We start from the raw sequence: 20,564 nt of genomic DNA, 5'->3' as shown, positions 1-20,564 counted from the left end.
AAAAAACAATCTCTTCCGGGGGGGGGGTCTGCCGTTAAAACGAACCCCGTTTATTTGCGCCTCCCTTCATACACACCAACCCGCGGTGGTCACGCCCCCCCGCTCTTGTCTCTTGCATGGCGGAAGAACGCCTGCTTCAAGCCGCCTTTGCTTCTGCTTCATGGAGCGCGAAAGAGCGCCCGTCCGCGTCGAAAATATGCAGGTCTCCGGCGTCCGCCGTCAGCCGCAGTGTCGCTCCGCGCTTGATCTCGACATTGCCCGGCAGCTTGGTCACCAGCGGCAGGTCGGCGCGGCCGATGTCGACATAGACGAGCTGGACCTCGCCGAGCTGCTCGACGTAATCGACCGTCCCTTCGAACAAATAGTCGGCGCCGGTGGCAATCATCAGATCCTCCGGCCTCACCCCGAAGCTCACCGCTGCGCCTTTCGCCGACGCAGGCGTTGCGATCGGCACCGTTGCCTTGCGGCCGCCGACATGGCTGACGACCGTCGGGTTGCCGGTCTTGTCGATCGTCGCCGGCAGGATGTTCATCGCCGGCGAGCCGATGAACTGGGCGACGAACAGATTGCCGGGCCGCTTGTAGAGCTCCATCGGCGTGCCGACCTGTTCGATATGGCCTTCCTTCAGCACGACGATGCGGTCGGCCAGCGTCATCGCCTCGACCTGGTCGTGGGTGACGTAGATCATCGTCGTGGCCGGCATCGACTCCTTGAGCTTGGCGATCTCGATGCGGGTGGCGACGCGCAGCGCCGCGTCGAGGTTGGATAGCGGCTCGTCGAACAGGAAGACCTTGGGATTGCGCACGATGGCGCGACCGATGGCGACGCGCTGGCGCTGGCCGCCCGACATCGCCTTGGGCAGGCGGTCGAGATATTTGGTCAGCTGCAGGATCTCGGCCGCCTGGCGCACCCGCTTGTCGATCTCGGCCTTGCTTTCCTTGCCGATCTTCATCGAGAAGGCCATGTTGTCGTAGACGGTCATGTGCGGATAAAGCGCATAGGACTGGAACACCATGGCGATGCCGCGCTTTGACGGCGGCACGTCGTTGACGACCTCGCCGTCAATCTTGAGCTCGCCCGAGGTGATCTCCTCCAGCCCGGCGATGCAGCGCAGCAAGGTCGACTTGCCGCAACCCGAGGGACCGACGAAGACGATGAATTCGCCCGACTTTATGTCGAGGTCGACGCCGTGCAGAATGTTGAGATTGCCATATGATTTCCTCACTTGCCTTAGCTTGACATCGGCCATGGTACCCTCCAGTTCTTCCTTGAATTCAGTCGATACGCCCGAACCAGGCGCCGTAGCCGCCGAGGCGGATAGTGCCGGCGCCAGTCTGTCCCGAAAACCCGTGTCCCGGCAAGGGCTGCAATGAGCGGCCGCCAAGATCGACTTCGGCAGGCTTTGCTCCGAGATTGAAGGCGCAGACGATCTGCTCGTTGCCTTCACGGCGGGTGAAGGCGACGGTGTCGCCCTCGCTTTCGATGAACTCGATATCACCCTTGGCCAGTGCCGGATGGGCGCGGCGGAAAGCCAGGAAGCGCCGGTAGTGCTCGAGCAGCGAGCCGTCGTCGCCTTGCTGCACATTGACGGCTTGCGCAAGGTGCTTGCTGGGCACCGGCAGCCAGGGCTTTGCCGTCGAGAAGCCGCCATTGCGGGCAGCGCCGTCCCAAACCATCGGCGTACGGCAGCCGTCGCGGCCCTTGAATTCAGGCCAGAAGCGGATGCCGTATGGGTCCTGCAGATCCTCGAAGCTGAGCTCGGCCTCGCTGAGCCCGAGCTCCTCGCCCTGATAGATACAGACCGAGCCGCGCAACGACATCAGCAGCGCCGAGATGACCTTGAGGTAGGCGGTCGGGTCGGGCTCGCCGGCTGCCCAGCGCGAGGCGGGACGCATCACGTCATGGTTGGAGAAGGCCCAGCACGACCAGCCGTCGCTGGCCACCTTGCCGAAGGTTTCCAGCACCGAGCGTACCTTTGCCGCGCTGATCTTCTCCGGCGCCAGGAAGTCGAAGGAGTAACACATATGCACGCGCTTGCCGCCGGCCGTATAGGCCGCCACCACTTCCAGCCCACGCTGCGAATCGCCGACCTCGCCAACCGCGGCCGTCGCCGGATATTCGTCGAGCAAGGCGCGGAAGCGTTCGAGGAAGCCGAGGTTTTCAGGCCGGCTCTTGTCGTAGAGATGGTCCTGGTAGTTGTAGGGGTTGACGGCCGGCGCCGTCTGGTCGTTTCGCTGCTCGGGCGGCAGCGGCGGATTGTCTTCCAGGCCTTGGCTGTGGAAATAGAAATTGATGGTATCGAGGCGGAAGCCGTCGACGCCGCGCTCCAGCCAGAAGCGGGTGACGTCGAGCAGCGCGTCCTGGACCGCGCGGCTGTGGAAATTGAGGTCGGGCTGCTCGGCCAGGAAATTATGCAGGTAATATTGCTGGCGGCTGGTGTCCCACTGCCAGGCCGAGCCGCCGAAGATCGACAGCCAGTTGTTGGGCGGCGTGCCGTCCGGCTTGGCATCCGCCCAGACATACCAGTCGGCTTTTGGATTGCTGCGGCTCGAGCGGCTCTCCTTGAACCAGGGATGGATGTCGGCGGTGTGCGAGAGCACCTCATCGATCATCACCTTGAGGCCAAGCCGATGCGCCTCTGCGGTCAGCGCGTCGAAGTCGGCCAGCGTGCCGAACATCGGATCGACATCGCAATAATCCGACACGTCGTAGCCAAAATCCTTCATCGGCGATTTGAAGAATGGCGAGATCCAGATGGCGTCGACACCGAGCGAGGCGATGTAGGCCAGCCGGCTGATCATGCCCCTGAGGTCGCCGATGCCGTCGCCGTTCGAATCCTGATAGCTGCGCGGGTAGATCTGGTAGATCACGGCACCTCGCCACCAGTCGCGATCTATAGCGAGATCTGGCTTCGGGGTGGCCTTCAAAGCGGATTGCATGATCTCAACCTCCTTTCACCGAGCCGGCAAGCAGCCCGCGGACGAAATAGCGCTGCAGCGAGAAGAACACGATCAGCGGCACGATGATGGTGACGAAGGCCGATGTCGTCAGGATCTCCCAGTCGCCGCCGCGCGAGCCGAGCAACGCATTGAGCTTGGCGGTAAGCACGATCTGGTCGCCCTCCGTACCAAGGAAAACCATCGCCACCAGCAGATCGTTCCACACCCAGAGAAACTGGAAGATGGCGAACGAGGCCAGCACCGGGAACGACAATGGCAGCACGATCTTGACGAAGATCTCGAAATCGCTGGCGCCGTCGATGCGCGCCGACTCCATGATCTCGCGTGGTAGGCCGGCGATATAGCTCCTCAGAAGATAGATGGCGAAAGGCAGGCCGAAGCCGGTATGCGCCAGCCAGATGCCGAGATAGGTCTTCGACGGCACGCCGAAGAAGCTGCCGACGCCGTTATAGAGCTTCAATAGCGGGATCAGCGACATCTGCAGCGGCACGACCAGGAGGCCGATGATGACGGCGATGAGCAGCGCCCGGCCGGGAAAGCGCATCCAGGCCAGCGCGTAAGCGGCGAACGCGGCGATCAGGATCGGGATGACGGTCGCCGGAATGGTGACGGTCAGCGAGTTCATGAAGGAGCGGCCGATGCCCTCCGAAAACAGCACCGTGTCGTAATTGTCGGTGGTGAATTTCGGCGGCGCCGACGAGGCGTAATAGACGCGCTGGCCGCGCTCGCCTTCGAAAGCCTTCGGCGAGGTCATGACGAAACTGCCGTCGGCATTGAGCTGCAGGGTCACGCCGTCGCCGAGATCGGCTGTCGTGCCGGCGGGATATTGCGTCGGCGCTGCCGACTTGACGCCGAAGGCGCTGATGTTGCGGGCCGGACCGTCGCCGAAAATATTGCCTTGCAGGATGAACTTGCCGTCCTTCTCGACTTGCGCCGAGGCGGGCGGCAGCCGTCCGGCCTCCGTCTGGCTGGAACTGGTGAACGAGTTCCACCAGCCCGAAGCGATGATCTGGTCCTTGTCGCGCAGCGACGAGACCAGAATGCCGAGCGTCGGGATCGTCCAGATCGCAACGAAGATGAAGACGGCGATATGGACGCCGAAACGGCTGACAAAGGACTTTCCGGTCGCCACGGCCATCTCAATGCCCTTCCGTCTCTTTGTTTGCCTGGCGGATGTTCCAGACCATGATCGGAATGACCGCTATCATGATGATGATGGCGATGGTGGCGCCGCGGCCAAAATCGCCGCCGCCGCGGAACATCCAGTCGAACATCAGATTGGCCAGCACCTGGCTGTTCCACTGGCCGTTGGTCATGGTCAGCACGATGTCGAAAACCTTCAGCACCAGGATGGTGATGGTGGTCCAGACGACGGCGATGGTGCCCCAGATCTGCGGCACCATGATCTTCCAGAAGATCTGGAAAGGGTTGGCGCCGTCGATGACGGCGGCTTCCAGCGTCTCTTCCGGAATGCCGCGCAAGGCCGACGACAGGATGACCATGGCAAAGCCGGTCTGGATCCAGATCAGGATGACCATCAGGAAGAAGTTGTTCCAGTACGGCAGCGAGATCCAGACCTGCGGCTGGCCGCCGAAATACTGGATGATGGCATTGAGCAGGCCGATCTGCGTCTGGCCCTCGCCGCGATATTCGTAGATGAATTTCCAGATGACGCTGGCGCCGACGAACGAGATGGCGAGCGGCAGGAAGATCAGGCTTTTTGCGATGGTGCCCCACCAGATCTTGTCGGTGAGCACGGCGATGATCAGCCCGAGGAAGGTGCAGGCGGCCGGCACCACCGCCAGCCAGATGATGTTGTTGAGGATCGAGTTGCGGAACTCGCGGTCGCCGAACGCCCATTGATAGTTGGCCAAGCCGACGAAATGGGCGCCGCCGCGATCGAGGAACGACAGCCTCAGCGTCTCCACTACCGGGTAGATCAGGTAGATCGTGAGGATGATCATCGCCGGGCCGACGAACAGCCAGGGTCGGATCACCCCCTGCCGGCGCAGATTGTTGATCGCCGCCTTGCCGGAAACGCCGCGTGCCGGAAAGATCGTGTCGAGTGCCTTGTTGGCGCCCCAGAAATAGGCGACGCAGCCGCCCACGCCGATGATGATGACGAATATCGCCGAGAAAATCTGAGCCGCCATGGGTCCCTCCCCCTGCGCACGGATCCGCCAGTCGAGAATGGCTTTGGCGACGGGATCATGCGCCGATTCAGTTGTCTGGAGCGCGACCAGCCGGAAAGCAGGTCACTGGGCGCGCGTCATGCCGGAATGCGTTGTGCTCACGACAATCGACGCGACGCCAAGCACCGGATAAGGTCCGGGCCGTTTGAGGCCCGGACCACATCACATTTGGAACTCAAGCCGGCCGCTTACTTGATCGCGTCCCAGCTTTTCTGGATGTCGGTGGCGACGTCCTGGGCGGACTTGCCGCCGACCAGGTCGATCATGCCGGTCCAGAACGCACCGGCGCCGATCTTGCCCGGCATCAGGTCGGACCCGTCGAAGCGGAAGGTCGAGGCGTTGGCCAGGATCTCGCCCTGCTTCTTCAGCGCGTCGCTGGCATAGGCGTCCTTGTTGACCGACTTGAACGGCGTCACGAAGCCGCCCTGCGCCATCCAGATCTCATGAGCGAGCGGCAGCTTCAGGAATTCGATGAACGCGCGGGCACTCTTGCTGTCTTTGGTGATCATGGCGAGCGTGCCGGCGCCGAGCACCGGAGTGCCGAGCTCGGGCTTGGAAGCGTAAGGCGGGAAGTAGAAGAAGTCGGCATCCTCGCCCATCTTGGTGCCTTGCGGGAAGAAGGTCGGGATGAACGATGCCTGATGGTGCAGATAACATTTCGGCGGCACCGAGAAGAGGCCCTTCGGGCTGTCACGGAAATCGGTCGCCGCAACCGCCTTGGCGCCGCCCTCGACCATCTTGTCGTCGGTGGCGATCTTGCCGAAAATGTCGATGGCGTTGACCACTGCCGGATCGTTGAACGGAATTTCGTTCTTCACCCATTTGTCGTAGGTCTCGGGCGTCTGGGTACGCAGCATGATGTCTTCGACCCAGTCGGTCGCCGGCCAGCCGGTGGCGCCGCCCGAACCAAGCCCGATGCACCATGGCGTGCCGCCGTCGGCGATGATCTTCTTTTCGAGCTCGGCAAGCTCTTCCTGCGTCTTCGGCACCTTGTAGCCGGCTTCCTCGAAATTGTCCGGCGAGTACCAGACCAGCGACTTCACGTCGGCCTTATACGGAAAGGCGAAGAAGCCGGGCTTGCCGTCCTTGTCCTTGAACGTGCCGAGATCGACCCAGGATTGGCCGGCGCCGTAATTGTCCTTGACCCAGTTGGCCGTGTCGTCGCCGAGCGGCGTCAAAAGGCCCTTCGATGCTAGATCCTGGATCAGGCCCGGCTGCGGCAGCACGGCAATGTTGGGCGGGCTGCCGGCCTGCGTGTCGATGACGATCTGCTGCTCGTAATTCTCCGACGAGGAGTACTTGATCTCGGCGCCGGTGGCTTCGGAGAAGTAATCGAGGACGGTGCGGATAAGCCCTTCGTCCTCGCCGCGCCACGGCCCGAAGATCGTCAGCGTCTCGCCCTTGAGGTCGACTTTCTTGAGCTCTTCGTAGTTCGCCCAGTTGAAACGGGGATCTTCGCCCGGCTTGAACTTCAGTTCGGCTTGCGCCGGCATGGCGAGCGCAAGCGTGGCAAACGCAGCGCCCAGCAGAAGCATTTTCTTCATCGGTATTCCCTCCCAGTGGTGACAAACACCGAACGAAACCTCCATTCCGTCCGCCGGCGCTGCAGGACTGTGACTCAGTCGGAAAGGAACTGCAACCTTTCGTGGAGTCTTCCAAAGCGCTTTGGTGATTTTGATCTCGCCACTGAATTGATCCGGAGTCAAGAGAAAGCCAGATTAATGATTTAATTTCTGCGGTCGAGTGCCAGCGAAAGTGCGCTGCAGCACAGTTTTCTGGCGGTGCAGCAGCAAATTCGGCTTCAAACCGGTCCGAACCGTGCGTATGGTCATTGCGCTCGGCAAGGCGGTTCATAGCGGCCAGCTCGATTCAGATTAAAAGCGCTTTGAGGTTTGGAGGCCTCCGGTGAACCTCAAGCAGCTCTCCCACATGCTGGCGCTTTCGCAGACTACGGTGAGCCGCGCATTGAACGGCTACCCGGAAGTCAACGAGGAAACGCGCCGGCGGGTGGTCGATGCCGCCAAGCGTCACGGCTATCGCCCCAATCCGAGCGCGCGTCGGCTGGCGACCGGCAAGACCGGCATGATCGGCTATGTGCTGCCGACGGGGACGACCGTCGACATCGACCCGCATTTCGTCGAGTTCCTGTCCGGCCTCGGCGACTATGCGCGATCGCATGAGCTCGACCTGGTGCTGTCACCGGCCGATGCCGACGACCAGGAGACGACCTACCGCCGCATTGTCGCCAACCGGCAGGTCGACGCGGTCTATATCTCGTCGCCGAGGCCGGCCGACCGGCGGGTGGCACTCGTCAACACGCTCGGCATTCCCTTCATCGTCCATGGCCGCAGCGAAGGCTTCGATTTCGACTATCCGTTCACCGACATCGACAATGAGGGCGCCTTCCACGAGGCGGCACGGCTACTCGTTCAGCTCGGTCACAGGCGTCTGGCGCTGATCAACGGCGACGATCGCGAGACCTTCGCCATTCATCGCGAGCGCGGCGTGCGCCGCGCGCTTGCGGCGAGCGGCCTGGTGCTTCGTGATCAGCATGTCTGTTCGCTGACCATGACCGAGGAGAACGGCTATCGCGCCGCCCGGCGCTTGCTGGAACAAAGCGACGCGCCGACGGCGATCGCCTGCTCCAGCCTGATCATGGCGCTCGGCGTGGTGCGCGCGGTGCGCGATCTCGGCCTGACCATTCCGGGCGACCTGTCGCTGATCGCCCATGACGACGTCTTTCCCTGGCTGAAGCCGGAAAATTTTTCGGTGCCATTGTCGACGACGCGTTCGTCGATCCGCCTCGCCGGCGCGCGCATCGCCGAACGGCTGGCGGCGCGGATTTCCGGCCTGGAGGAGGGCGCTCGCGGCGAAGTCTGGCCGGTCGACCTGGTGGTCAGGGGATCGGTCGCCGGCGCGCCGGCCTAGAGGCAATCACTCTGAACGGCCGAGGTCGACTCTTGGCGGCTGTTGGCCAGCACCAGCGGGTGCGTCCTGGTCTCAGGCCGCGGATTTGAGGTGATCGATGAAGGCGCGCAGCTTCGGCAGGACTTGGCGCTTGCCGGGATGATAAAGGAAGACACCCGGCGTCGTCGTGGCGACGCCGTCGAGCACCGACTGGAGTTTTCCTTCGGCTATCGGACCTTCGGCGAGTGGTCGCGGCGTCTGCGCCAACCCGACGCCCCGCATCGCGGCCCCGACCAATGTCGAATAGTCGTGCGCAATCAGCGGGCCTGAGACGATCGCTTCGATTGCACCGTTACCATCGATGAACGACCAGGGTGCGATGGCGCCATTCGAGCGGCGCAAGCGTAAGCAGGCGTGGTGGCGCAAGTCGTCGACACGCTCGGGACGGCCGTAGCGCTCAAAATAGTCAGGGCTGCCGACGACTACGAACGAGAACGGCGGGGTCAGCCGCACCGCGACCATGTCGGCGGCGATGAGTTGCCCGAGGCGGATGCCGGCGTCGAACCCGCCGGTCGCGAGATCGACCATCTGGTCGCTCACGGCGATCTCCAGTTCGATCTCAGGATAGGCTTGGCAGAACGACGCGAGCACCGGCTCCAACATCAGCGGCACGATAGCGCGAGGCACAGACAGGCGCAGCAGACCGGTCGGCCGCTGGCCGATATCGCGGGCAGCCTCGCCGGCCGCTACGAGCTCCTCGAATGCCGGGCCGGCACGGTCGAGGAACCGCTGGCCAGGTTCGGTTAAACCAACGCTCCGCGTCGTGCGGACGAACAACGCCGTGCCCAGGCGAGCTTCCAGCGCGCGCACCGCTTGGCTCACGGCCGATGGCGTCACGCCGAGATCGGCGGCGGCACGGCGGAAGTTACGCCGCCTGGCGACGGCCAGGAACGCCTCGACGCCCTCCAGCGCACCATGTCGGACTGTGTAGTTCTGCTTCATAGGTTGTTGTGATTACACCGGATAGTCGAATTGCGGTAGCGGGCTTAAAGCCGCGTGAACCAACTGTTGAGAGTAGGCCAAATGTCCACGGAAATGGTGTTCCAAACCCATCTTGTTCTCGGCTATGTCGCGTGGCTGCTTTGCTTCGGCGCGTACGGTTTGCCGTTGCTCAGGTCGATGGACCGGGTCGCGGCGCAACGCGCTATCGCTATGCTGCACAGCTTCCGCTTCTTCGGGCTCGTCTTCCTGGTTCCGGGCGTCGTAAGCCCCAATCTGCCCGCTGATTTCGCCGTGTTCGCCGCCTACGGCGATTTCGCGACTGGCGTGCTGGCCATGCTGGCGCTGCTCACGGTGAGGATACGCCCGCTCTTCTGGCCGTTGGTCGTCGCCTTCAACGTCGCAGGGACCGTCGACCTCATCGTCGACTATTACCACGCCATTCAGATCGGCCTTCCTGCACGCGCAGGCGAACTGGGCGCCACCTACGCGATCCCGATCATCTACGTACCGCTGCTGATGATAACGCATATCGCCGCATTCTATTTTCTCCTACGTCCTCAGCAAAACGCGACCTGAGCGGGCTATTCCTTCGCCGCCTCGGCCGCCTTGGTGTTCAGAAGCCCGTAGCCGAAGTCATTGTCCCGCCCCTTCGCGCCGAGATCCTTTGCCGTGGCGGCAAGTGCTTTCTCCACCCAGTCGGCGGAGCGGTCGGGCGCGGCATGCAACAGATTGGCGACGGCGCCGGTCACGATCGCCGCGGCGAAGGACGTCCCGGTCACCACGTCCGAGCCGGCGCCGCTCGGCGCCACCATCTCGACGCCGGGAGCGGAGATGAAGACGTAGGCGCCGCGATTGGCCTGCGGCATCAGCCCATCCTTGGCATCGGTGGCCGTCACCGCGATCACGCCGTCGAAGGCGGCCGGATAACCATAGGGCGCCTTCGGTCCGTTATTGCCGGCGGCCGCAACCAGCACGATGCCAAGCGCACGCGCATTGCGGCAGGCGATGCCGAGCAGGTCGTTCTTCGGGCCGACGAAGCTCATATTGATGATGCGGACATCCTGCTCCGCCGCCCAGTCGAGTGCCGAAAGGATGACGTCCATGGTCGACTTGCCGCCCTCGAAGGCGCGGGCATGATAGATCCTGGCGCCCGGCGCCATGCCTTTGAACGCGCCGGTGCCGGCGATCAGTCCATCGACCGAAGTGCCGTGGTCGCGCGCCTTGATCGGCACGTCGGGCATGGCATCGAACTGCCCGGCGATGACGCCGGAGAGCGCCGGATTGCCGTCGTCGATGCCGGTGTCGATGACGCCGATGCGCACATTCCCGCCGCTGGCTTTGTCGGCATCGAGCGCGATGCGCTCGAACGCATAATTGACGATGCTGGCCGCCTGCTGCAGCGAGTAGACATGGTTGGCCTCACGCCGCAAAGTGCGGCCGTCGGCGGCGAGCTGTGCCAGTACGACGCCGACCGGGCGGCCATCGGGAATGCCGAAGCGCACCAGCGTGTTGCCGAGCAGCCGCGACTGCCGCTGCGAGCGTATCTCGAGGCCGAACGAGGCCGCGATCTGCTGGACCGCGCCGGCATCGCCATTGACGGTGACCAGCACCTCGTCGGGCACGAAATCGCCGGTCACGGCGCGCGGCGGCTCGGTTGCCACAAGATCGGTCGGCGCAACCACCGCACCGCCCGGCACCGCAGCCTGTATTGCCGGCGCGACGGCGGGTGGGGTTGCAGTATTGCCAGGAGGTATCGGCGCCTCGGTGACTACGACAGGATTGGGGAACAGGTCGACAATCAAGCCCGGAAGAAACACCGCGCCCGTCGTTCCATGAGCCGGCGCTTTGCCGCCATCCTTCACGCCGCCGCCATCCTTGGCGCAGTCGGCGTTGGCAGCACTTCCCCGGTTCAGGCAGTCGATCTCCGCCTGGGTGAGGTTAGGATCGTTGGTTTGTGCAACGGCAGACGCGGCGAAGATTGTCATCGCCGCCGTCAATCGAATGACCGCCTCAGCCGCCATCAGCCGGTTTCCTTCCCTCCAGGGCAGCTTCGGTGAAAGGCTGGGCGGCGATAAGGCCAAGCAGCTTCTGATAGTCGGCGGCGGTCTCGGCCGGGACGCCGACGCGGAAGACGCCGTCGGCGGTCGGCCCGCCAGCGATCTTCAACTGGTTCTGGTCGAGAAAAGCGATGATGTCGGACAGCTTCGCATCCGGTTTGAACTTCACAAGGGCAAACGGCATTTTGGCCAGATCGTCCTCCGATCCGGCAATCTCGAAATCGCCACCTCTGTTGCCGGTCTGCACAAAGGATTGCGCGACGACCAGGGCCAGCAGCACCGCGGCCGCGGCCCAGGCGACGCCGGCGGGCACCGCCATGAAGCGGCTCCAGGCCTGCGCCAGCCAGGACGATGCCGCAGGCGCGCGGGACGGGCCGGCCTCGGCGTCGAGCGCCTTGGCAAAGCGGCTGAGCGCATCGGCCGGCGGGCGGATTGCCTCGTTTGCGGCAGCGGTGCAGGAGAATTCGGCCTCGGCCTCGCCTAGTGCGGCCATCGCCGCCGGATCGCTCGTCAGCCATTCCTCGATGGCTTCGAGCTCGGTGCCCTCCAGCGAGCCGTTCAGATAAAACGGCAGCAGCATTTCCATTTCGTCGCGGCGTGACATTTTTTCAGCGGCGCTCATGGCCACCCCCTGTCGTAACCGGCGGCCTTGAGGGCTTCGCCGAGTTTCTTGCGGGCGTAGAACATCCTGGTCTTGACCGTTGCGACCGGGATGCCGAGTACCTCGCCGATCTCGCTCACCGATTGCCCGTGATAATAGGCAAGGTCGATCACCGTGCGGTGCTCTTCCGGCATGGCATCGATAAAGTGTCGCAAGGCGGCGGCCTTGTCTTCCTTCATCGTCACAACTTCCGGCGTGTCGGCGCCGTCGGCGACCTGGGCCGCGTCATGGTCGTCGATCCAGTCTTCCTTCTTCTTGCGCAGCAGGGACAGCGCCTTGAAGCGGGCAATGCCGAGCAGCCATGTCGAGACCTCCGAGCGCCCCTCGAAGGCCGGTGCCTGCCGCCAGAGTTCGAGGAACACCTCGTTCGCGATATCGTCGGCCATCAGTTCCGATCCCGTCTGGCGTGCCACGAAGCGGTAGACCCGCGCGTGGTGGCGCATGAACAGGAGCCGCACGGCGGCACGGTCGCCTTTCGCGACCCGCTCGACAAGCCCGCGATCGGTCTCCGCGGCCATCATCGCCGGTCGAGCCGCCTGGCTCCTGCCTGCTTTGTCGCCCATCGGCCCAAAAAGGTTCACCGCATCCGCCCGTATATTTGCGGAGGCTAACTGAAGAGCGGGAGCGTTGCCAGAGGGAGAAGAGGGCGCGCGCTCAACTCAGGAACGGCTTTGCCTTCATCGTCGCCGGCACCGGCACGCCGAGGCGCGCAAGCACCGTCGGCGCGAGCTGCAGCTGATCGAGCAGCGTATTGGCTTCCGGACCCTCGCCGGATCCGAAGTAGTAAAGTGCGAAATCCTGCATCTCCTCGTCGTGGCCGCCATGATGGCCGCGATCGGTCTGGCCATGATCGGCGGTGACGATCACCTCGTAGCCGGCTTCCCGCCAGCGCGGCAGAAAGCCGGCGAGCATGGCGTCCATTGCATAGACGGCATGATCCATCTCGTGGCAGTCATGGCCGAAGCGGTGGCCCATCGAGTCCAGAGTACAGCTGTGCAGGATGCCGTAGTCGATGCCGTAGCGCCTGGTCAGCATGGTCAACGTCGCGAACAGGTCGACGTCGCTCGGCGTCATCTGGTTCCTGGCATTGTAGCCGGTCATGGTGTGGAACCGGCCATGGCTGATCGGCCTGCCCGGCTGGTCGAACTCCATGTCCTCGACCAGATCGAACGGATAGGCCCGGAAGAATTCGGACCAGTAGGAGTGGGTGACCGCACCGGTCTTGCCGCCGGCCCTACTGACTTCGGAAAAGATGTCCGGCTGTTCGACGCGAAACCGGTTCTCGTTCGACAGGATACCGTGCACTTGCGGCGGCACGCCGGTGTGGATCGAGGCATAGCAGGATGCCGAGGTCGACGGCAGCACGGAACGCATTTTCCATACGCGGGCTTCGCCTGATTGCACCCAGCCTTCGAGATTGCCCATCAGCCGTCGCCAGTTCCGGTAAGGCACGCCGTCGAGGATGATGAGCAATAGTTTTGTGTCGAGCGCCACGGAGTGTCTAATTTCCCGCGCTGGCCATGCGCCGTCCCTTGATCGCCTTTTCCAGCCAGCCGATCTCCATTTCCGGCACCGACGATAGCAAAAGATCGGTGTAGGCATCGAAGGGCGGCGTCAGCACCTTGCTCTTGGCCCCGTAGCGCACCACTTCGCCGCGATACATCACGGCGATCGAATCGGCGATCGACTTGACCGTGGCCAGGTCGTGGGTGATGAACAGATAGGCGACGTTTTCCTCTTTCTGCAGCCCGAGGAGCAGCTCCAGTATGCCGTGGGCGACCAGCGGATCGAGCGCCGAGGTCACCTCGTCGCAGATGATCAGCTTCGGCTTGGCGGCGAGCGAACGAGCGATGCAGACGCGCTGCTTCTGGCCGCCCGAAAGCTCGGCCGGATAGCGGTCGACATAGCCTTTACCCATTTCGATCTTGTCGAGCAGTTCGGCGACGCGTTTGTCGCGCTCAAGCCCGCGCATCCCAAAATAGAATTCCAGCGGCCGACCGATGATGGTGCCGACCGTCTGGCGCGGGTTCATCGCCACGTCGGCCATCTGGTAGATCATCTGCAGCTGGCGCAGGTCCTCCTTCGGCCGGTCGGCAAGTCGGTTGGCGAGCGGCCGTCCGTCGAAGGTGACGGTGCCTTGTTCGGGCGGCAAGAGGCCGGTGATGGCGCGCGCCAGTGTCGATTTGCCGGAGCCGGACTCGCCGACCACCGCCAGCGTCTGGCCGGGGAAAATATCGACCGAGACGTTCTTCAGCACCTTGATGTGACTGCGGCCATAGGCGGCGGTGATATTCTTGACCGACAGGAACGGGCTCGTGCCGGGCTTCTGCTCCTGGTGTTCGATCTCATGCACCGAAACCAGCGCGTTGGTGTATTCCTGGCGCGGCTCCTTGATGATCTGACGGGTGCCCCCCCATTCGACCAGCCGGCCGTGGCGCAGCACCATGATCTCGTCCGAGACCTGGGCGACGACGGCAAGATCGTGAGTGATGTAGAGCGCCGCGACATGCGTGTCGCGGATGGCATCCTTGATCGCCGCCAGGACATCGATCTGCGTGGTCACGTCGAGCGCCGTGGTCGGCTCGTCGAAGACGATCAGGTCGGGTTCCGAGCACAACGCCATTGCCGTCATGACGCGCTGCAGCTGACCGCCCGAGACCTGGTGGGGGAAGCGCTCGCCGATGCTTTCGGGGTTCGGCAGGCTGAGCTTCTTGAACAGCGCCACGGCGCGCTTTTCGGCTTCGGCCCGCGTCGCCGTGCCGTGCAGGAGTGCTGCCTCGACCACCTGGTCCATCAGCCTGTGCGCCGGATTGAAGGCGGCTGCCGCCGATTGCGCGACATAGCAGACCTCGCGGCCGCGCAATTTGCGAAACCCTTCGTTGCCGCCCTTCAGGATGTCGCGGCCATTGAGGATGACCTCGCCGCCGGTGATGCGCACGCCGCCGCGGCCGTAGCCCATCGACGACAGGCCGATGGTCGATTTGCCGGCGCCGGACTCGCCGATCAATCCGAGCACCTTGCCTTTTTCGAGCGTCAGCGAGACATCGTGCACCAGCACGATGTTCTTCGGCGCCTCACCCGGGGGATATACCGTGGCCTCGATGCGCAGATTGCGGATGTCGAGCAGCACGCCGGACTTCGGTTGCCCGGGCTTCGGTTGCCCGGGCTTCGGTTGCTTGTCAGCCATTACCCGCGTCCTCCCTTCAGGCTTGTCGTGCGGTTGAGCACCCAGTCGGCGACGAGATTGACGGAAATCGCCAGCGCTGCGATCGCCGCCGCCGGAATGAGGGCGGCGCCTATGCCGAAGACGATGCCATCCTTGTTTTCCTTGACCATGCCGCCCCAATCGGCGTCCGGCGGCTGCACGCCAAGCCCGAGGAAGGACAGCGTCGACAGGAACAGTACGGCATAGATGAAGCGCAGGCCGAGTTCCGAAACCAGCGGCGACAGCGCATTGGGCAGGATTTCCCGGAAGATGATCCAGCCGCTGCCTTCGCCGCGCAGCTTGGCCGCCTCGACATAATCCATGACGTTGATGTCGACGGCGACCGCCCTCGACAGGCGGTAGACGCGGGTCGAGTCGAGAACGCCCATGACCAGGATCAGCGTCACCAGATTGGATGGCAGCACCGACAGCACCACAAGCGCCATGATCAGCGTCGGGATCGACATCAGGAGATCGACGAGACGCGACAGAAGCGTGTCGAACCAGCCGCCGAAAACCGCCGCCGAGAAGCCGAGGATGGCGCCGAGCGAGAACGACAGCGCGGTCGCCAGCACCGCGATGAACAGGGTGATGCGGGCGCCATAGATCATGCGCGACAACAGATCGCGGCCGAGATTGTCGGTGCCCAGCCAATGCGCCGCCGACATCGGTTCCCAAGGGACGTCGCTGACGATCTCGGCATTGCCATGCGGCGCGATCCACGGCGCAAAGATCGCTGCCAGCACGAACAGCGCCGTCAGCACGATGCCGACCAATGCCGGGATGGGGATGCGTTTGATGACGAGCATACCCGCCCCCCTCATTTCGGATGTCTGAGGCGCGGATTGGCGACGATCGCCGCTATGTCCGCGATGATGTTCAGGCTGATGTAGACAGCAGCGAAGATCAGCCCGACCGCCTGCACCACCGGCACGTCACGCTTGGTGACGTGGTCGACGAGGTATTGGCCCATGCCTGGATAGACAAAGATAACTTCGACCACGACGACGCCGACGATCAGGTAAGCGAGATTGAGCATCACGACGTTGATGATCGGCGCGATGGCATTGGGGAAGGCATGCCTGCGGATGACCGCGAAGGCCGAAAGCCCCTTGAGTTCGGCGGTCTCGACATAGGCGGACTGCATCACATTGAGGATCGCAGCGCGCGTCATGCGCATCATATGCGCGAGCACCACCAGGGTCAGCGCCGCCGCTGGCAGTGCTATGGCCTGAATGCGTTCGCCGAAAGGCATCCCGTCATAGACCGTGGAAATGGCGGGAAACCATTGATGTTGCACCGCGAAGAAAAAGACGAGCACATAGCCGATGAAGAATTCCGGAAACGAGGTCGAGGCGAGCGCTAACCCGGAGATCAGCTTGTCGACCCAGCCATTGCGGTAGCGCACCGCGATCAGGCCGAGGATGATCGCCAGCGGCACCGCGATGATCGCCGCCCAGAAGGCGAGGAACAGCGTGTTCCACAGCCTTCCCTTGATCGAGGTTGCGATATCCTGACCGCTCGACATAGCCGTGCCGAGATCACCGGTCAGGATGCCGCCGAGCCAACGAAAATAACGGATGTAAGCGGGATCATTGAGGCCGAGCTGCTCGCGCAGATTGGCGAGCGACTCCGGTGTCGCTGACTGCCCGAGAATGGCTTGCGCGACGTCGCCGGGCAGGATTTGGGTGCCGGCGAAGATCAGGACCGAAACGGCCAACAGCAGCAGAATGCCCAGCGCAATGCGCTGGGCCACCAGTTTCACGATGGGTGAGGACATATCCGCAAGGCCGGGCTCAGGCTTCGAGCCAGCACTTCGCCAGAGCATATCCGTTCATCAACTCCTGATGCGGATCATCCACCCAGCCGGCGACCTTGGCGCCCGTCGCGTCGATGAACTGATTGAACATCGGCAGGATCAAGCCGCCCTCGTCGCGCACCATCACAGCCATGTCGTGGTACATTGCCTTGCGCTTGGCCTCGTCGAGCTCGGCGCGAGCCGCCAGCACCATCTTGTCGAAATCCGGACGCTTGAAACGTGTGTCGTTCCAGTCGGCCGTCGACAGATAGGCGGTAGAGTACATCTGGTCCTGCGTCGACCGGCCGCCCCAGTAGGAGGCGCAGAAGGGCTGCTTGTTCCAGACTTCCGACCAGTAGCCGTCGCCCGGTTCGCGTTTGATCTCCAGCTTGATGCCGGCCTTGGCCGCGCTTTGCTGGAACAGCTGTGCGGCATCGACGGCACCGGGGAAGGCGACGTCCGACGTCCGGAGCAGGACGGCACCGTCATGGCCCGATTTCTTGTAGTGGAACTTGGCCTTATCGGGATCGTATTTGCGCTGCTCGATCTCGGTGAATAGCGGGTACGATGCATTGATCGGGAAGTCGTTGCCGAGCGAGCCATAGCCACGCAGCACCTTGTTCAGCATCTCCTCGCGGTCGATCGCCAGCTTCAACGCCATCCGCAAGTCGTTGTTGTCGAACGGCGCGGTGTCGCAGTGCATGATGAAGACGTAGTGGCCGGGTCCCGAATGGTTGCGGATGGTGACGCCGGGCACGCGCTTGATCAGATCGACGATCTTCGGCTCGACCCGGTTGATCATGTTGACCTGGCCGCCCTGCAGCGCCGCCGTGCGGGCCGTGGCGTCGTTGATGACGATGATCTCTATCTGGTCGGCATGGCCCATCTTGTCGCCCTGCCAGTAATTGGCGAAGCGCTCGCCGCCATGGCGCACGCCGGGCTCGTTGGTGGTGACCTTGTAAGGACCCGCCGAGATACCGGCATCGGCCTTGTCCTTGCCGCCGTTCGGCTGGATGATTAGGTGATAGTCGCTAAGCAGATAGGGCAGGTCGGCATTCGGCTCCTTCAGCGTCAGCACCACTTCCTTGCCGCTGGCCTTTATGCTCTCGATGCCTTTCATGTAACCGAGCGCGCCGGACTTCGACTTCTCGTCCGAATGGCGTTCGAGGGTGGCGGCCACGTCCTCTGCGGTCACCTTCTTGCCGTTGTGAAACTCGACGCCATCGCGGATCTTCAGCGTCCAGGTCTTGGCGTCGTCCGACGAGCCGATCTCCTCGGCAATGCGGTTCTCGAGCTTGCCTTCGGGAGACAGTTCGACGATCAGTTCGCCCCACATCTTGCCGAAGGCGAACGGCACCTGCGTCATGAACAGCGCCGGATCGAGACTGTTGGTGGACTCGCCACCGACCAGGCCGGCCTTGAGCGTGCCGCCCTTGACCGGACCCGCTGCGCGGGAAGCGCTGGATAGCAGCGAATTGGCGAAGGTTGCGGTGACGCCAAGCGCTGCGGCCCGGCCGAGAAAATCGCGACGGCTCAGCTTGCCGGACGCAACGCGCCGGCTCAGATATTCCAGTTCGTTCGACATGTTGAGTTCCTCACTCTGTTGGTCCGACCTTATGGTCGTTTTTCTCATTTCTATCGGGAGAATAATGACCGTAAGGGAAAGCGGTAAGCAAGACCGAATGCGACATGCCGTGGCGTAAATCGTGCGTCGCAATTGGACCAATCGCTATAAGCGCTCAAAGCAGTGCGCGCGGGATTTTCTCCTCGAAGTTGCGCTCGAAGACGAGTTTCTCGCCTTCGTAGGCTTCGATTCTGGCGCTAACCACGAAGCTTTGCGCGTCGGACCGCATTTCGGCGAAGGTTTCTGTGCGCACCGACCATCCATTTCGCGACAGCGTCTGGGTCCAATGCGTCTTGCCCGAGGCTGACAGCGGATTGTCGGGATGGATCGCCCATGTCTCTCTGGCGATGCTGCCATTGGCGAGGCCATGCTCCAGGTCGCGCACCTCGCCGAAATCGTCGACGATGAAAAGCGTAATCATTCCGGTCTTTTCGTCGCGATCGACATGACGCTCGGAATTGGCGGCGCGGACCGTTTCGGTTGCCCAGGGCGCAGCACCTTCGGGAGCGGGGAAGGTGACCTCGTCGCCTGTCGCTGGCGGGCGCACCGGCAGCATCAATGTCGCGGCCGACAATTCCAGCCGGACCGGCTCCGGCGACGGCCAGATCATCGGCCAGTAGGCGTTCGAAACGGCAACGCGCAAGCGATGGCCGGCCGGCACGCGATAGGCGCATTGGTCGAGCACCACCCGGGCGCTGACGGTTTCGCCGGGCACCAGCGCTTCGGGAAATTCGTGCGAGTTGCGATGCGTCAGGTTGAGCACGCCGTACGAGATCAGCTCCGATGCCCCGTCCGGATGGACGTCGCACAGCCGAACCGCGATGTTCGCCTGGCGCCGGTCCGACGAGACGCTGGCCACAACTTCGGGAGCACCGACAATGTCGACCGTTTCGGTCAGCACCGGCTGGTCGAAGCACACCGACAGCGCATCGTCGGGGCGCTGGTCACCCGGCAGTTCCGGGCCGAAGGTGAAGGGGAAATATTCGCCGCCGGCGAGGCCGCAGCTTTGCGGCGAAGCGACGATAGCGTGGTTGCCTTCAGCGATAAGCTCAACCTCTTGGGTCTTGATGTTGGGCGACGGCCATTCCGATTCAGCGACCCAGCGGCCCGGGCGCTCGGGATGCCAGCGCGCCGGACGCACGCTGTCCATGACATAGGCGCGGTAGGCGGGGTCGGCCTCGACGCCGGTGTCGATGTCCTTCAGCCAGCGGTCCCACCAGCGCAAGGCCTCCTGCAGGAAGCCGATGCGCGGTTCGGGCGCGGCGTAATGCGGGTATTTGTGGATCCACGGGCCGACGATGCCCTTGACCGGCGCCTCGATATTGACGGCGAGATGGGAAATCGTATTGCGATAGCCATCATGCCAGCCGCCGATCGACAGCACCGCGGCATGGATGGCGGAATAGTCCTCGCAGATCGAGCCGCGCTTCCAATAGGCATCGCGATGCTGGTGCTTCAGCCACAGCGGTGCCAGGAATGGCTGGTTCTCCAGCCTGGTCAGCCACAGGTCGCGCCATCTGTTGTCGCCGGCCAGCAACGGATCCGGCGGCCTTGACGAATAGGACAGCATGGTCGAGGCCCAGCCGAAATTCTCGATCAGCAGGCAGCCGCCCTTGTAGTGGATGTCGTCGGCATAGCGGTCGACCGTCGAACAGAGACTGATGACCGCCTTCAGCGCCGGCGGCTGCTTGGCTGCTACCTGCAGGCAGTTGAAGCCGCCCCACGAAATGCCCATCATGCCGGCATTGCCGTTGCACCAGGGCTGGTCCGCCGCCCAGGCGATGACGTCGCAAGCGTCCTGCAATTCCTGCTCGGAATATTCGTCGTCCATCAGCCCTTCGGAATCGCCATTGCCGCGCATGTCGACGCGGATCGAGGCGTAGCCGTGGCCGGCAAAATAGGGATGCGTCAGCTGATCACGATAGATCGTGCCGTCGCGCTTGCGATAGGGGAGGTGTTCGAGGATTGCCGGCACTGGATCGTCGGCAGCATCGGCCGGCATCCACACCCGCGCCGACAGCCGGCAGCCGTCCGGCATGATGATCCCCATATCCGGATATTCGACGATCTTTCGTGGGAATTCAGTGACGATTTTCATGCGGGCGAACTCCAGGAGCGCCAGATGATGGAGCCCGTGAGAGCGCGTCATGGGCCAGTC

Annotated in this window: 17 protein-coding genes; 2 read left to right on the top strand and 15 right to left on the bottom strand. The window is 63.2% G+C overall.

Translation table 11 applies throughout. From position 1 onward, the window contains the following. Window positions 1-136 precede the first annotated feature (136 nt). The 5 genes from NKH60_RS12800 to NKH60_RS12780 form a co-directional block, all read right to left on the bottom strand. Window positions 137-1,249 (bottom strand): ABC transporter ATP-binding protein, encoded by a 1,113-nt coding sequence (locus NKH60_RS12800; RefSeq protein WP_352872339.1) that lies wholly within the window; start codon window positions 1,247-1,249, stop codon window positions 137-139. Between the two features lie 25 nt (window positions 1,250-1,274). Continuing rightward, window positions 1,275-2,939: a beta-galactosidase BglA gene (gene bglA, locus NKH60_RS12795; RefSeq protein WP_352454765.1), complete on the bottom strand. Its 1,665-nt coding sequence runs from the start codon at window positions 2,937-2,939 to the stop codon at window positions 1,275-1,277. A gap of 4 nt (window positions 2,940-2,943) precedes the next feature. After that, entirely contained in the window at window positions 2,944-4,098 is a 1,155-nt protein-coding gene (locus NKH60_RS12790) for a carbohydrate ABC transporter permease (RefSeq protein WP_352767362.1), read from the bottom strand. A gap of 1 nt (window position 4,099) precedes the next feature. Further along, the gene (locus tag NKH60_RS12785; RefSeq protein ID WP_352872337.1) at window positions 4,100-5,113 is read right to left on the bottom strand and encodes a carbohydrate ABC transporter permease; all 1,014 of its coding nucleotides are present in this window, start codon (window positions 5,111-5,113) and stop codon (window positions 4,100-4,102) included. A 227-nt stretch (window positions 5,114-5,340) separates the two neighbouring features. Continuing rightward, a complete protein-coding gene (locus NKH60_RS12780; RefSeq protein WP_352681550.1) occupies window positions 5,341-6,696 on the bottom strand; it encodes an ABC transporter substrate-binding protein in 1,356 nt (451 codons plus the stop codon). Between the two features lie 361 nt (window positions 6,697-7,057). On the opposite strand from NKH60_RS12780, the gene NKH60_RS12775 reads away from it, so the two are divergent. Then, on the top strand, window positions 7,058-8,080 hold the full coding sequence (locus tag NKH60_RS12775; protein WP_031213013.1) for a substrate-binding domain-containing protein: 1,023 nt from the start codon (window positions 7,058-7,060) through the stop codon (window positions 8,078-8,080). Between the two features lie 72 nt (window positions 8,081-8,152). Here the strand turns inward: NKH60_RS12775 and NKH60_RS12770 are convergent, their stop codons facing one another. Continuing rightward, on the bottom strand, window positions 8,153-9,061 hold the full coding sequence (locus tag NKH60_RS12770; RefSeq protein WP_352469841.1) for a LysR family transcriptional regulator: 909 nt from the start codon (window positions 9,059-9,061) through the stop codon (window positions 8,153-8,155). A gap of 81 nt (window positions 9,062-9,142) precedes the next feature. Between NKH60_RS12770 and NKH60_RS12765 the strand changes: the two genes are divergently transcribed. Continuing rightward, window positions 9,143-9,637 carry a DUF8737 domain-containing protein gene (locus NKH60_RS12765; RefSeq protein WP_352818721.1) on the top strand — a complete coding sequence of 165 codons (495 nt, stop codon included), beginning with the start codon at window positions 9,143-9,145 and terminating at the stop codon, window positions 9,635-9,637. Between the two features lie 5 nt (window positions 9,638-9,642). On the opposite strand, the gene NKH60_RS12760 is transcribed toward NKH60_RS12765, so the two are convergent. The 9 genes from NKH60_RS12760 to NKH60_RS12720 all read right to left on the bottom strand — a co-directional run bounded on the left by NKH60_RS12760 (window position 9,643) and on the right by NKH60_RS12720 (window position 20,504). Beyond that, the gene (locus NKH60_RS12760) at window positions 9,643-11,082 is read right to left on the bottom strand and encodes a S8 family serine peptidase (protein ID WP_352872334.1); all 1,440 of its coding nucleotides are present in this window, start codon (window positions 11,080-11,082) and stop codon (window positions 9,643-9,645) included. After that, on the bottom strand, window positions 11,072-11,740 hold the full coding sequence (locus tag NKH60_RS12755; protein ID WP_352872332.1) for an anti-sigma factor: 669 nt from the start codon (window positions 11,738-11,740) through the stop codon (window positions 11,072-11,074). Before NKH60_RS12755 ends, NKH60_RS12760 begins: the two co-directional genes overlap by 11 nt. Next, window positions 11,737-12,342, bottom strand: coding sequence for a sigma-70 family RNA polymerase sigma factor (locus NKH60_RS12750; protein WP_502907741.1), 606 nt, complete (start codon window positions 12,340-12,342; stop codon window positions 11,737-11,739). The genes NKH60_RS12755 and NKH60_RS12750 overlap by 4 nt, the downstream gene beginning before the upstream one ends. 91 nt (window positions 12,343-12,433) lie before the next feature. Continuing rightward, window positions 12,434-13,273, bottom strand: a complete 840-nt coding sequence (locus NKH60_RS12745) for an alkaline phosphatase family protein (RefSeq protein ID WP_352872330.1) — start codon at window positions 13,271-13,273, stop codon at window positions 12,434-12,436. 7 nt (window positions 13,274-13,280) lie between these two features. Further along, entirely contained in the window at window positions 13,281-14,966 is a 1,686-nt protein-coding gene (locus NKH60_RS12740; protein ID WP_352872328.1) for an ABC transporter ATP-binding protein, read from the bottom strand. Continuing rightward, window positions 14,966-15,793, bottom strand: a complete 828-nt coding sequence (locus tag NKH60_RS12735; RefSeq protein ID WP_352469848.1) for an ABC transporter permease — start codon at window positions 15,791-15,793, stop codon at window positions 14,966-14,968. Before NKH60_RS12735 ends, NKH60_RS12740 begins: the two co-directional genes overlap by 1 nt. Window positions 15,794-15,804: 11 nt before the next feature. Beyond that, window positions 15,805-16,764, bottom strand: a complete 960-nt coding sequence (locus tag NKH60_RS12730) for an ABC transporter permease (protein WP_352872326.1) — start codon at window positions 16,762-16,764, stop codon at window positions 15,805-15,807. A gap of 16 nt (window positions 16,765-16,780) precedes the next feature. Continuing rightward, window positions 16,781-18,367: an ABC transporter substrate-binding protein gene (locus tag NKH60_RS12725; RefSeq protein WP_352849757.1), complete on the bottom strand. Its 1,587-nt coding sequence runs from the start codon at window positions 18,365-18,367 to the stop codon at window positions 16,781-16,783. Between the two features lie 154 nt (window positions 18,368-18,521). Next, window positions 18,522-20,504, bottom strand: coding sequence for a CocE/NonD family hydrolase (locus NKH60_RS12720; protein ID WP_352872324.1), 1,983 nt, complete (start codon window positions 20,502-20,504; stop codon window positions 18,522-18,524). Between the last annotated feature and the right edge of the window lie 60 nt (window positions 20,505-20,564).

It is taken from the genome of Mesorhizobium sp. M1006 (assembly GCF_040318825.1).
Classification (GTDB): Bacteria; Pseudomonadota; Alphaproteobacteria; order Rhizobiales; family Rhizobiaceae; genus Mesorhizobium.
This window is presented reverse-complemented; position numbering and strand designations above follow the sequence as displayed.

Excerpts from the sequence above, each read along its gene's own strand:
- NKH60_RS12800 (WP_352872339.1), bottom strand. The coding sequence starts at position 1,249 with ATGGCCGATGTCAAGCTAAGGCAAGTGAGGAAATCATATGGCAATCTC.
- bglA (WP_352454765.1), bottom strand. The coding sequence starts at position 2,939 with ATGCAATCCGCTTTGAAGGCCACCCCGAAGCCAGATCTCGCTATAGAT.
- NKH60_RS12790 (WP_352767362.1), bottom strand. The coding sequence starts at position 4,098 with ATGGCCGTGGCGACCGGAAAGTCCTTTGTCAGCCGTTTCGGCGTCCAT.
- NKH60_RS12785 (WP_352872337.1), bottom strand. The coding sequence starts at position 5,113 with ATGGCGGCTCAGATTTTCTCGGCGATATTCGTCATCATCATCGGCGTG.
- NKH60_RS12780 (WP_352681550.1), bottom strand. The coding sequence starts at position 6,696 with ATGAAGAAAATGCTTCTGCTGGGCGCTGCGTTTGCCACGCTTGCGCTC.
- NKH60_RS12770 (WP_352469841.1), bottom strand. The coding sequence starts at position 9,061 with ATGAAGCAGAACTACACAGTCCGACATGGTGCGCTGGAGGGCGTCGAG.
- NKH60_RS12765 (WP_352818721.1), top strand. The coding sequence starts at position 9,143 with ATGTCCACGGAAATGGTGTTCCAAACCCATCTTGTTCTCGGCTATGTC.
- NKH60_RS12760 (WP_352872334.1), bottom strand. The coding sequence starts at position 11,082 with ATGGCGGCTGAGGCGGTCATTCGATTGACGGCGGCGATGACAATCTTC.
- NKH60_RS12755 (WP_352872332.1), bottom strand. The coding sequence starts at position 11,740 with ATGAGCGCCGCTGAAAAAATGTCACGCCGCGACGAAATGGAAATGCTG.
- NKH60_RS12750 (WP_502907741.1), bottom strand. The coding sequence starts at position 12,342 with ATGGGCGACAAAGCAGGCAGGAGCCAGGCGGCTCGACCGGCGATGATG.
- NKH60_RS12740 (WP_352872328.1), bottom strand. The coding sequence starts at position 14,966 with ATGGCTGACAAGCAACCGAAGCCCGGGCAACCGAAGCCCGGGCAACCG.
- NKH60_RS12735 (WP_352469848.1), bottom strand. The coding sequence starts at position 15,793 with ATGCTCGTCATCAAACGCATCCCCATCCCGGCATTGGTCGGCATCGTG.
- NKH60_RS12730 (WP_352872326.1), bottom strand. The coding sequence starts at position 16,764 with ATGTCCTCACCCATCGTGAAACTGGTGGCCCAGCGCATTGCGCTGGGC.
- NKH60_RS12725 (WP_352849757.1), bottom strand. The coding sequence starts at position 18,367 with ATGTCGAACGAACTGGAATATCTGAGCCGGCGCGTTGCGTCCGGCAAG.
- NKH60_RS12720 (WP_352872324.1), bottom strand. The coding sequence starts at position 20,504 with ATGAAAATCGTCACTGAATTCCCACGAAAGATCGTCGAATATCCGGAT.